General features: G+C 72.6%; 11 protein-coding genes. 5 read left to right on the plus strand and 6 right to left on the minus strand.

Annotated elements, in window-relative coordinates; genetic code table 11:
- The 4 genes from ACJ73U_RS10840 to ACJ73U_RS10855 form a co-directional block, all read right to left on the minus strand.
- Nucleotides 1–702, minus strand: a 702-nt coding sequence (locus tag ACJ73U_RS10840) for a dioxygenase (RefSeq protein WP_407777433.1), incomplete at its 3' end; no start/stop codon positions are given.
- On the minus strand, nt 699–1,754 hold the full coding sequence (locus ACJ73U_RS10845) for a maleylacetate reductase (RefSeq protein WP_407777434.1): 1,056 nt from the start codon (nt 1,752–1,754) through the stop codon (nt 699–701). The genes ACJ73U_RS10840 and ACJ73U_RS10845, both read right to left, overlap by 4 nt.
- A complete protein-coding gene (locus ACJ73U_RS10850; RefSeq protein WP_407777435.1) occupies nt 1,754–3,496 on the minus strand; it encodes an FAD-dependent oxidoreductase in 1,743 nt (580 codons plus the stop codon). Before ACJ73U_RS10850 ends, ACJ73U_RS10845 begins: the two co-directional genes overlap by 1 nt.
- A gap of 103 nt (nt 3,497–3,599) precedes the next feature.
- Complete coding sequence (locus tag ACJ73U_RS10855) at nt 3,600–4,526, minus strand: helix-turn-helix domain-containing protein (RefSeq protein WP_407777436.1); 927 nt, start codon at nt 4,524–4,526, stop codon at nt 3,600–3,602.
- A 431-nt stretch (nt 4,527–4,957) separates the two neighbouring features.
- Here ACJ73U_RS10855 and ACJ73U_RS10860 point away from each other — a divergent pair, with 431 nt between their 5' ends.
- The 3 genes from ACJ73U_RS10860 to ACJ73U_RS10870 all read left to right on the plus strand — a co-directional run bounded on the left by ACJ73U_RS10860 (nt 4,958) and on the right by ACJ73U_RS10870 (nt 7,028).
- Complete coding sequence (locus ACJ73U_RS10860) at nt 4,958–5,815, plus strand: TauD/TfdA dioxygenase family protein (protein ID WP_407777437.1); 858 nt, start codon at nt 4,958–4,960, stop codon at nt 5,813–5,815.
- A gap of 71 nt (nt 5,816–5,886) precedes the next feature.
- Nucleotides 5,887–6,582, plus strand: a complete 696-nt coding sequence (locus ACJ73U_RS10865; protein WP_407777438.1) for a hypothetical protein — start codon at nt 5,887–5,889, stop codon at nt 6,580–6,582.
- A 110-nt stretch (nt 6,583–6,692) separates the two neighbouring features.
- Nucleotides 6,693–7,028 (plus strand): hypothetical protein, encoded by a 336-nt coding sequence (locus ACJ73U_RS10870; RefSeq protein WP_407777439.1) that lies wholly within the window; start codon nt 6,693–6,695, stop codon nt 7,026–7,028.
- Between the two features lie 2 nt (nt 7,029–7,030).
- Here the strand turns inward: ACJ73U_RS10870 and ACJ73U_RS10875 are convergent, their stop codons facing one another.
- Nucleotides 7,031–8,458, minus strand: a complete 1,428-nt coding sequence (locus ACJ73U_RS10875) for a hypothetical protein (protein WP_407777440.1) — start codon at nt 8,456–8,458, stop codon at nt 7,031–7,033.
- Nucleotides 8,459–8,631: 173 nt separating this feature from the next.
- Here ACJ73U_RS10875 and ACJ73U_RS10880 point away from each other — a divergent pair, with 173 nt between their 5' ends.
- Together ACJ73U_RS10880 and ACJ73U_RS10885 are read left to right on the plus strand one after the other, a co-directional pair.
- Nucleotides 8,632–9,384: a ZIP family metal transporter gene (locus ACJ73U_RS10880; RefSeq protein ID WP_407777441.1), complete on the plus strand. Its 753-nt coding sequence runs from the start codon at nt 8,632–8,634 to the stop codon at nt 9,382–9,384.
- 112 nt (nt 9,385–9,496) lie between these two features.
- On the plus strand, nt 9,497–9,739 hold the full coding sequence (locus tag ACJ73U_RS10885; protein WP_407777442.1) for an acyl carrier protein: 243 nt from the start codon (nt 9,497–9,499) through the stop codon (nt 9,737–9,739).
- 100 nt (nt 9,740–9,839) lie between these two features.
- On the opposite strand, the gene ACJ73U_RS10890 is transcribed toward ACJ73U_RS10885, so the two are convergent.
- On the minus strand, nt 9,840–11,246 hold the full coding sequence (locus ACJ73U_RS10890; protein ID WP_407777458.1) for a protein kinase domain-containing protein: 1,407 nt from the start codon (nt 11,244–11,246) through the stop codon (nt 9,840–9,842).
- Nucleotides 11,247–11,394: the final 148 nt, after the last annotated feature.

Consider the following 11,394-nt stretch of genomic DNA (forward strand, 5'->3'; position numbering starts at 1 on the left):
GGTGCGGTGGCCTTCGGCGGTGACCATGAAGTGGAGATGAGCGGCGCGCATGGGGGAGCGGCCGCCGGCGGCGAGCATGGCGCCGACGGGGCCGTCATGGGGGATGGGGTAGGGCGTGGGGGTGATGGCCCAGAATTCGTAGTGGCCGTCGGGGTCGGTGAAGAGGTGACCGCGGGCGGCGACGCGGTCGTCGGTGTACTGGACGTCGTAGCGCCCGTCGGCGTCGGCCTCCCAGACCTCGATGCGGGCGCCGGGGAGCGGGTGGCCTTCGCTGTCGGTGACGGTGCCCTCGACCCAGCACGGCTCTCCGGGGGCCTCGCCGGAGATGTCGCCGCCGATCGGGATCTCCGGGCTGTTCTCGACGAAGAACGGTCCGAAGACGGTCGCTTCGGTGGCGTTGCCGTAGGCCTCGTTGTTGATGGCGATGGTCTGCATGGACAGCCCGAGGACGTCGGAGAGGAGGATGAACTCCTGGCGCCTGTCGTCGGTGATGTGGCCGGTCCTGGTGAGGAACTGGACGGCCGCCGCCCATTCCTCCTCCGTGAGGCGGACTTCGCGGGCGAAGGCGTGGAGGTGGCGCACGAGCGCGGTCATCAGTTGCCGCAGGCGTGGGTCGGGGCAGTCGTCGAACGAGTGGACGACGCGGTCGAGGAGGTCGGCCTCGCGGCGCTCCTGCTCGGCGGAGATCCCGGTGGAGGTCATCGGGGCTCTGCTCCTTCCCAGGCCTGGTGCAGCAGTTCGGTGATGTTGTCGAGGGTCACCGGGGTCGGGTTGCCGGGTGGTGCCGCGGCGACGATCGCCTCGGCGGCGGGGCCGATCCCGGACTCCGTCATGCCGTAGTCGCGGAGGGCCTTGGGCGCGTGGAGCCGGGTGCGCAGCTGGGCCAGGCCCTTGGTCGCAGACTCGGCGTCGAACGCGGTGGCGATCCGGCGTCGGGCGTCGGGCGCCGCTGGTGCGTTGAAGGCGAGTACGTGCGGGAGGACGACGGCGTGCGTCTGCGCGTGCGGCAGGTCGAACATGCCGCCGAGGACGTGGCAGATCTTGTGGTGCAGGCCGGAACCGGCCGAGGCGAAGGCGACCGCGGCGAGGTAGGCGCCGTAGAGGGCGTGTTCCCGGCCGTCGAGGTCGCCCGGGTCCGTGGCGACTGCCGGTAGTCCGGTGTGGAGGGCGCGGATCCCCTCGCCGGCGAGGGCCTGGTTGATGGGGTCGGTGCGGGGCGCCCACAGGGAGTCGACGCAGTGGGCCAGGGCGTTGAGGCCGGAGGCCACGCTCAGCTCGACGGGCAGGGTGAGCATGAGCGCGGCGTCGTACACGATCGTGCGCGGCAGGACCCGGGGGTCGACGCCGGTGGTTTTCCTGGCGTTCTCGGTGAGTCCCCAGACGTTGGTGGCTTCCGAGCCGGCGTAGGTGGTGGGGACGGCGACGATCGGCAGGCCGGTGGTGAGCGCGACGGCCTTGGCCAGGCCGGTGGTGGACCCGCCGCCGACGCTCACGAGCGCGTCGACCCGGTGGGTGGCGGCCTGTTCCCGTGCGCGTCGGGCGACGCCGACGGGCACGTGCATGGCCACCTCGTGGTGCCAGTGCGCCACCGGAAGGCCCGCGGCGACCCGCGCCGCGAGTTCGCGTTCCGCCTCCGCGGCGATCACCATGAGCCGCGACACCCCGAGCGACGCGACCTCGGCCGCGAGGTTCGCCGCGGCCGCACCGGAACCGAACCGCACGCGTTGCGCCAGTGTGTCGTGGTCGAAACGCATCATGCCTTCCCCAGGATCTGGTTCAGCGCCGAGCGTAGCGCGGCCACCGGGTCGGCCGGTAGCGCCGCCGAGCGCCACGCGACGTGTTTGTCGGGTCGCACGAGCAGGGCGCCGCTCTCGTCGACCGCACGCAGCTTCGCCCAGTCGTAGTACAGGTCGGTGACGTCCCGTCCCGGTCCGATCACGACTGTCGCGAGTGGAATGTCCAGCTCGTGTGCGACCTCGTCGGCCGCGGCGGCCCACGCCTCGCCCGCGATGCCGGTGATGAGCGTGAACCGGTGGTAGGGGGCGAGGTCCAGCATGGCCACCTTGTGCATGGTGTCGCCGACCCAGGCGTGCGGCAGGTGCGCGCCCGGCACGGTCGACATCTCGTAGTACAGGTCCGGATCCCGCGTGGGCCGCGGTGCCGGGCCGTCGGGGACGATCGCCGCGGACCGGTAGAACTGGCCGAGGTCGACGCCGTGCGCGTTGAACTCGTAGTCCTTCAGCGCCATCGCCTCGATCAGGGCGGCGCGTTTGGCCGCGCCCTCGGGCGTGTTGGCCTTGCGTTCCTCGATGGCGGCGACCATCTCCGCCTCGGTCGTGGCGTCGAGCAGCCCGAGCACCTCGAAGAACTGGACGAACTCGCGGCTCGACCGGTTGGCCCGCCGCACGATGCGCTCGGCCACCGGCGCGCGTTCGACCGAGTACGTGTCGAGCAGGCCCGGCCCGGCCTGGCCGCGCAGCACGAGCGCGAGCTTCCACGCCAGGTTGTAGGAGTCCTGGATCGAGGTGTTGGAGCCGAGGCCGTTGCTCGGCGGGTGCCGGTGGATCGCGTCCCCGGCGCAGAAGACCCGACCCTTCTGCAGGTGCGTCGCGAACATCTCGTTGTTGCCCCACAGGCTGGTGCCGGTGATCTCGACCTCGATGTCCGGCATGCCGAGGAGGTCGCGCACGATCTGGGTCGCGGACGCCTCGTCCACCACGGGCGGCGCGTCGTGGATGTCGTAGCCCCACACGATCAGCCACTCGTGCCAGGGCCGCACCATCCGCACCAGGCCCGCGCCGATGCCACCGACGTTCGCGCCCGGCTGGATCACCCAGTAGAGGACCGACGGGCGGTGCCCGACGTACCGCGCGATGTCGGCGCGGAAGGTGATGTTCATCGAGCCCGCGATGTCCATCGCGCCCTCGTACGGCAGCCCGAGATCGGCGGCGACCTGCGACCGGGCGCCGTCCGCACCGATCAGGTACTTCGCGCGGATCGTGTACTCCGTCCCGGTCAACCGGTCCCTGACGAGCACGTCGACGCCGTCGGCGTCCTGGGTGTGGGAGACGTACTCGGTGGAGAACCGCGTCCGCGTGCCGCGCTGGGTCGCGTTCCTGACCAGGATCGGCTCCAGGTAGGTCTGCGGGATGTCGACCACCAGGCACGGCGACGCCAGCTGGTAGTCCGCCTCCCGGGACGGGTGCGTCCCCCAGGTGCGGATGCGGCCGATCTCCTCCCCGGCGATCGACGTGCAGAAGACGGTGTCGCCGACGAGGGGGTGTGGGGTGGCGTCCGCGAGCACCTGGTCCTCGATGCCCATGTCGCGGAACGTCTCCATCGCCCGCTGGTTGGTGATGTGCGCGCGCGGCGTGTTCGCGGTCCACCGGTACTTCGTGACCATGATGTTGTCGATGCCCGACGTGGACAGGAACAACGCCGCCGACGCACCCGCCGGACCCGAGCCGACGATGAGCACGTCGGTCTGCACCACCATCGCGCACCCCTTTCCGTCATCCCCGGGCTGGTGGATGCGAGTGTCCGAGGCCGACCGGCCGCCGGGCCACCGAACCGTCCGGAGATGGCGGAAATGGGAACCCTCAGCCGCCGCGCCGCCGCACCTCGCCCGCCGTGACGCCGAACCGCTTGCGGAAGGCCTGCGAGAAGTACGCGACCGAGGTGAAGCCGCACCGCGCGGCCACCTCTGTCGTCCGGGGACTCCTGTCGGTGGCCAGCACGGTGTACGCGGCGTCGAGCCGGCGCGCCAGGATGTGCCGGGGCACGCTCGTGCCCGCGGCCGCGAACAGCCGGGACAGGTGCCGCGCGCTGATGCCCGTGCCGGCCGCGACGTCGCTCGCGGACAGTGCCGGGTCGGTGAGGTGCTCCTCGATGAACGCCCGGGCCGCCGCCCGGTGCGCGACGGGCAGGTCGACGTGCCCGGCCAGCACCGCCACCAGTTCGAGGACCGCCTGCTCGTCCGCCGGCACCGGGCACTCGCGGCGGACCGCGCGCGCGACGAGCCGGGCCAGGGCGCGCCCGTGCGGGTTCCCGCCCTCGACCACGACCGGCGCCGGCACGGTCACGAGACCGGTGAGCCGGGTGAACTCCGCTCGCGGCACCTTGACGGCCAGCTCGTCGAGGCCGTGGCCGAACCCGCGCAGGAAGGGCCGGTCGGCGTCGCACACGAGCAGCTGCCCCGGCCGCAGCACCCGGCGCTGCCCGTCCTGCTCGAAGACCGCCTCACCCAGGATCGTCACGTAGGCGGCGATCGCGTCGGCCGGCGCGGCCGCGACCGTCGCGGCGGACCGCTCCACCAGGTGCCGCGTACCCCGGACCCGGGCGAGGTGGGCGCGCTCGAGCTGGAGGTTCACCTCGCTGGCCGCGAACGGCCGGTCCGCGGGCGGCCGGCAGGCGAGTGCGATCAGGGACTCCGCGTTGTGCCGCTCCCACAGCTCCACCTGGCGGTCCGAGTCGAACCGCGCGGTCACGAAGGCACGCGCCCGGGGAATCGTGACGACGCCGGTCATGCTGCCTCCTCGCGAGCACGGTCCGCTTCCGCCACGTTAACCGCCCGCCGGGCGCGACGGCGCCACGAGAGCGACCACGGCATGCCGGGGCGGGCACGCGGCTTGTGCGCCGCGCCGTCCGTCTCGGCCCGGCGGCCGGCTCAGCCAGCCTCGTCAGTGCCCCAGCCCGGCCTTTGCCGGAGTTGGCTTTCCGCCACAGTCCGCCGGCCGGAACCCAGGCGGGCGAGCAACCGCTCCCGCGGCGCCTGCCGCCTCGCCCCCCCGCAGCCCTTGCGGCAAGGGCTTTCTTCCCGCGATTCACGATATGGGAAGGCTCCTGCCGGCGATCTCCGCGCCAGTACATTGGCCCGGAGGCCGTCAACCGCCCGCGCCCCAACGGATTCGGGGATGGTCCGCGCCCGTGTCATCAGTTTCCCGAGAGGAGGGTTCCGGTGACCACGACAGCACTGTCGGTCGAACCGCTGACCGTCACGATCGGCGCAACGGTACCGGGGGTCGACCTGACCGCCGCGCTGGCGCCGGAGCTGGTGGCCGAGATCCGCGCCGCCCTCCTGGCGCGCAAGGTACTGGTGTTCCCCGACCAGGATCTGACGCCCGACTCGCACCGCGCCTTCGCCGCCGCGCTCGGCGAGCTGACCCCCGCGCACCCGGTCGTGCCCGGCCTCGACGCCGACCACCCCGAGATCTACGTGCTCGACAGCGGCGACGGCGGCAAGGCACCCGTGTGGCACACCGACGTCACGTTCACCCGCACGCCCCCGCTCGGCTCCGTCCTGCGCGCGGTGGACCTGCCACCCGTCGGCGGCGACACCTGCTGGACCGACCTGGAAGCCGCCTACCTCGCGCTGTCGCCCCCACTGCGGCACCTGGCCGACCAGCTGGAGGCGGTCCACGACGGACGCGAGGACTTCGAGGAGTACCTCAACGTCCGGCTCTCCGGCGAGGGCAACCTCTGGGAGGGGGAGCGGATTCGGTCGCTCGACCCGGTGGCGCACCCGGTCGTGCGCGTGCACCCCGAGACCGGCCGCCGCGCCCTGTTCGTCAATCCCGGCTTCACCACGCACCTCAAGGACGTGACCGAGACGGAGAGCCGCGCACTGCTCGACGTCTTCTTCGCCGTCATCGGCCGCCCCGAACACAGCGTCCGCCACCGCTGGGCCCCGGGCGACCTCGTGGTCTGGGACAACCGCAGCACCGCCCACTACGCGGTCGACGACTACGGCGACCACCACCGCGTCATGCACCGGATCACCATCCGCGGCGACCGGCCGGTCGGTCCGTCCCGCTGAACCACGTGACCGGTTCCCGATCGGCGCGGACTGACGTGTTTCCCGGCGGCGGACGCGGGTAGTCACGCGCGGTGACCGCATGGGAAGCCCTGGACGACCGGGTCGCCGCGGTGGCGCGGTGGGGTGCCGCACTGCGCGGGAAACGCCTGCTGCATCCCGCCGGTGCCACGTTCGACGGGACGTTCACCGTGACCCCGGTGACGTCCCGCGGCGTGCCGTTCCTGGACGAGCCGGGGGAGTACCGGGCGCTCGTGCGGCTGTCGAAGGCCACGTCCACCCCACCCGGCTGGCCCGACGTGCTCGGGTTGGCCTGGCGGGTGCTCGACGCCGGCGGCCCCGGCGTGCCGGTCGACGTGGCGCTGTCCAGCACCGGCCGCGCGGTCGTCCTGCGGCACCTGCTCATGCCCAGGCGCGACTTCGCCACCACGACCTTCACCTCGCTGCTGCCCTACCGGATCGGCGACCGCAACCGCTACCTCGCGGCGATTCCCGAGGAGACGTCGCCGAAGCTGCCGGCGGACGTCCCGGCGTTGCGGGCGGCGATCGCGGCGCGGCCGTTCGTCCTGTCGGTGTTCGTGGCCGACCTGGCCAGCCCGTGGCACCCGGTGGGCACCCTGCGTGTCGAACGGCCGAGCGAGGAGGACCCGGCCTTCGACGTCATCGGCAACGTACTGCCCGGCTTCGCGCCGGCGGGCCGGCTCAACCACCTGCGCGACCCCGCGTACCGCGGCTCCCGGACCGGCCGCGAGCCGGCCGGACGCGGCTGAACCGGGTCGTGCTCACCTACCCGGCCCGATCTCCCGACGGGAGCGCGGTTCGGTGCGCGCCGCAACGGCGTGGGACACTCCACATGCGCCAGCAGCCGTGAGGGAGACCGATGCACGTCGACGACACCACCGATCCGGGCAGGGACCAGGACGAGCTGACCGTCGAGTTCGACGGGCAGGAGTTCACGGTCGAGGAGAACGTCGACTTCGACGGCGACGGCGCCAACGACACCGCCGTCCTGCAGACCAGTGACGGCGCCGTGATCGCCATCGCCGACACCGACCACGACGGCGTCGCCGACGTGGCGGTCGAGTACGACGAGGCCGGCAACCCCGTGGCCGGCGCCGAGTACGACCCGGCTACCGGCATCTGGCGCGCCGAGGACGTCGACGCCCTCCCCACCCCCAGCGGCGCCGGCGCCGACGACAGCGGCGCCCCCGCCTGATCTCACCGCACGGCGCCGGCCCGCCCCACCATGTCCTGGTACCAGGTCGCGTACGGGGTGTTCGTGGCCGGGTAGTTCGCCAGGGGTGTGGTCTCCTGGTCGGCGGAGTCGAAGTCCCAGCCGCGGACGAGGTGGCCGGACGCGCGGGCCGAGGTGATGAACGAGGTGTGCGTGGCGGGCGCCGCGTAGAACAGGGCACCCTGCTGGAGTTCGGCGCCGTCGCCGTCCTGGTACTCGTCGAAGGCGGTCTGCGGGTACTGGATCCGCGTGCCGCTGACCCGGTCGGTGCTCACCCGTAGCGTGTTCGCCGGCGTGGCGCCGTCCGCCGCCGGGTAGACGTGGACGCTCGTGGTGCCACGCACCGCGGTGGCGGTGTCGTAGCGCGGGCCGGCGGTCTTCGCGTTGCCCGCCCAGGTGACGGTGCCCGCGCCCACGTCGAGGGTGCCCTGCCAGGTCCAGTTCTGGCTGGTGCTCTGGCTGCGGTGGACCTCGCGCAACCCGGTGGCGCTGGTGAACACCACGGACGGCAGCACGCCGTTGTCGTACTGGTGACTGGCCGACCACGTGATCTCGCCGGACGAGCCGAGGTGGGCAGTCTGGTACCAGAGCGTGGTCGCGTTCTGCGACTGGTGCACCTCGACCAGGTCGCCGTCGTCGTCGAGCGCCACCGCCGGGGTGACGCCGGAGCCGTAGCGGCCGTGCCGCTGCCAGGTGATCCGGCCGTCGGCGCCATAGGTGCCGGTCCAGTACCAGAGCGCGCCGCCGCCGGAGTCGTGCACCTCGACGACCTGGCCGTGGCCGTTGAGCGCGATGGCCGGGTGGTAGCCGACATCGCGGCGGTAGGCCGCGCGGGTGGTGGCGTCGCCGGAGAGCAGGGTGAGCACCCGGCCGCGCAAGGCGTCCACGGTGGCGCCCGTCGAGTACTCGGCGGCCGGCAGCAGGCGGGTGCCGAACGCCGCACGCAGCTCGTCGTTCAGCGCGGCGGGGTCGCCCGCGGCGTAGGAGCCGTTGTCGGTCAGGTCGTCCTTCAGGTCGAGCATCACCACGAGCGGCGCGTGCGTCGGGTGCGCGGCGGACCAGGACGCGACGACCGCGAGCCAGTCGCGCAGGTTGTTCGACGCGGGGTTGCCGCCGGAGTGGTCGACCAGGTTGCCGGGACTGTCGTGGCCCACGCCGTAGTCGTGGTTGGTGGCGTAGCCGTTGTCGTGCACGTCCAGCTCCAGGAAGCGGACGCCGTGGTCGAGCTGGTAGGTCAGCGAGTGCTTCGCGCCGTCGGTGTCGCCGGAGTAGCTGTTGTGCGTGGCCTGGAACACGGCGGCGGTGAACGGCTCGTCCGCCGCGCTGCCGGCCCCGACGAGCGGCAGCGCCGCGATGAGCACGGCGACAGCTGTGGCGACGACGGTGCGGGGGCGTGACGTCCTGTGCGGCATCGGCGGTCCCTGAGGCTCGATCGGTCGACCGGATGTGCGTGGCGCACGGTGATTGTTTCCCATCGGGACACTCCTGTCACCGCCCGCCCGCGCATGGTTTCCGAGCTCCTCGGGTATGTGAGACGGATGACTGACAGCGTTGAACACGGAACCGCGACGGGCGGGACGGACTGATGCCCGCCGTCCTGGTCGCCGGTGGGTGGGGTCTGCTGGCCGGTGGTGCCCTGGTGGTCGGTGCGCTGGTGGGTTTCCTGGCGCGGGTGCCGAGCAAGGTCGTGGCGAGCGTGATGGCGTTCGGCGCCGGGGTGCTGCTGTCGGCCGTGTCGTTCGAGCTGATCGCCGAGGCGCACGAGAAGGGCGGCCTCGCGCCCACCGCACTCGGCGCGGCCGTGGGTGCCCTGATCTACACGGGTGCGAACATCCTGCTCGCCCGGCGCGGCGCGCGGCACCGGAAGCGGTCGGGTGACCAGCAGCCGTCCGAGTCGCAGCAGGCGGGGTCCGGGACGGCGATCGCGCTGGGTGCCCTCCTCGACGGGATACCGGAGTCGATGGTCATCGGCACGAGCCTGATCGGTGGCGGGGCGGTGAGCGTGGTGACCGTGGTGGCGGTGTTCATCAGCAACGTGCCGGAAGGCCTGTCGAGTGCCGCGGGGATGCGGCGTGCGAACCGCTCGCGGGCGTACGTGTTCGGGCTGTGGACGGGGATCGCGGTGATCAGCGCCCTGGCGTCGGTGTTCGGGTACGCCGTGCTGGGCGGGGCGCCCCCCGAGCTGCTGGCCGGCATCACCGCGCTGGCCGGCGGCGCCATCCTCGCGATGATCGCGGACACGATGATCCCGGAGGCGTTCGAGAACGCCCACCTGCTGATCGGCCTGATCACGGTGGCCGGGTTCCTCGTCGCGTTCGGGGTGTCCCAGATGGGTTGACGAGTCCCGCGGGCCGGGTCCACACGAGTCGTGGTCCGGCCGCGGCGGCAGCCCGGGTTGAGTGCCGCCCCATCGGGTACACCTGCGTCGACCGACGATGGAGGGAGAGGGAATGGCCACCGGAGAGACCGGTTTCGACGACGTGTCCTTCGACTTGATTTCCGTGCAGTACCACTCGCTCAAGGCCGGGCACGACTACGGCCAGTACGTCCGCGACGCCGAGAACGCCGGGCGCCAGGACATAGCCGAGTTCTTCCGCAAGGTCATGTCGGAGGACTCCGCCAGGGCCAAGCAGTGCCACGAGTTCCTCAGGGAACTCTCCGGCTCCAGCGAGTCCGGCCCAGCCGTCAGCTGACGCCGTACGCCTGGACCCGCCGACACGATGTCGGCGGGTCCGCGTCTGTGGAAGACGTGGTTGGCGAGGTGCCGTCACGTTCCACTGAGGTGTCGTGTGGTCACTCGGCGACGGTCGAGGCCGGGGGTGTGGCCGTTTCCTCGCTGCTGGTGGGCGCCGACGTCGCCGTGTCGGTGGTCGGGTCCGGTGCGTTGCCCGCTGTCGTTGTCGTCGGCGCGGCTGTCGTGTCGGTCGGAACGGCTGACGACGGAGTTGCCGTGTCCGTCGCCGGCACGGGGGATTCCCCTGTGCTCGTCGGCACGGGTTTCCCCTGGGTCCTGGTGGGCTGCCCACCCCGGGCCGGAGCCACCACTTCGGACACCGAGGCCGGCGCGGTGCCGTTGTGCACGGCGCCCTTCGCCGGCGCCCGCTCCTCGGCCGGCAGCACACCGCCGCGACCGCTCAGGAGCCAGATGGTCGCGGCGACCAGTGCGACGGCGAAGACCCCGGCGTCCGCCATGGGCCCGCGGGCACGGCCCGGAGCGCTTTCCGGCGGTGTGCGGACCGGTGTTGTCGCGTCGGCGGCGGCGCCGTCGCCTGGCCCCGCGGCGGGTGCGGCCGACGCGGTCAACGTGGACGACGCGGCCAATGTGGACGAGGCGGACGACGCGGTCAAGGTGGACGATGCGGTCAACGTGGCCGGTAGCAGCACGTGCGCCGGGACCTCGTTCCCGCCGACGGCGGCGAGCAGGTCACGCGCCTCCGATGCCGTCGGGCGTGCCGCGGGATCCGCCGCCAGCAGGTCGACCAGCACGTCGGCCAGCGGCCCCGCCCGTCGCGGCGGGTTGATCCTGCCGCCGGCGACCGCGTGCAGCAGGCCCAGCGTGTTCGCGGCGCGGCCGAACGGCGGTTCGCCCTCGACCGCGGCGTACAGGGTCGAGCCGAGCGAGAACACGTCCGAAGCCGGGGTCGGGTCGGCGCCCAGGGCCACCTCCGGCGCCAGGTAGGCGGGAGTGCCGGCGAACGAGCCAGCACCGGTGACCGTGACGTCGTCGCTCGCCCGAGAGATGCCGAAGTCGGTGATCTTCACCGCGTGGTCCTCGCCGAGCAGGATGTTGGCCGGCGTGATGTCGCGGTGCACGATGCCGGCCGCGTGCGCCGCCGTCAGCGCCGCGGCCACCTGCGTGCCGACGTAGGCCGCCCTTCCCGGCGGGAGCGGCCCCTCCTCGGCCATGACCGCCGCCAGGCTGCGCGAGGGCAGGTACTCCATGACGAGGCAGGGCACATCGTCCTCGTCGACCACATCGAACACGGCGATCGCGTTGGGGTGGTGCAGCCGCGCGGCGATGCGGCCCTCGCGCAGGCACCGTTCCACCGCCGCGGCGGCCCGCTCCGCCGGGAGATCCGGCCGCAGCAGCAATTTCTTGACCGCCACCGGCCGGCCCAGCCGCTCGTCGCGGCCCTGCCAGACCACCCCCATGGCACCCGTCCCGATCGGGCGGAACAGGCGGTAGCGCCCGACGACCAGATGCTCCTCGTCGGTGGTGACGGCCCCCGGATCGTGTTCCGTCTCGGTGCTCCTACGGACGGCCGGTGCGCCCAGCTCAGATGCCACAACGACCTCGCTCTCGCCCGTGCCTCCCTGTCCACAGGGGTTTCATCTTCGGCCCGAAACT

Source organism: Actinophytocola sp., assembly GCF_045807065.1.
Classification (GTDB): Bacteria; Actinomycetota; Actinomycetes; order Mycobacteriales; family Pseudonocardiaceae; genus Actinophytocola.